Below are 256 nucleotides of genomic sequence, written 5' to 3' on the forward strand. Positions count from 1 at the left end.
TCCGGGCGGGAGTGGCACCGGATCGGCGGCGGCCGGACCGGCGGCGACGGCCACCGCCCCGGCCGCCGCGACCAGGCTCACGGCAAGAAGAGTGAAGGAGGTGGGAACGGCGCCGGACAGCACGCGGCGCGCAGCACGCTGCGATGTGATCACTTGAGGCCCCCGCGAAAGTGACAGTCATCGAAACGTAGGGGCAGCCATGCACTCGTGTCAATCAGCCGTGGGGGCGCCCCGCCAGCGGGTCGCCGGCCCGGCC

Origin of the sequence: Dactylosporangium sp. NPDC049742 (assembly GCF_040674675.1) — a bacterium.
Taxonomy (GTDB): domain Bacteria; phylum Actinomycetota; class Actinomycetes; order Mycobacteriales; family Micromonosporaceae; genus Dactylosporangium; species Dactylosporangium maewongense.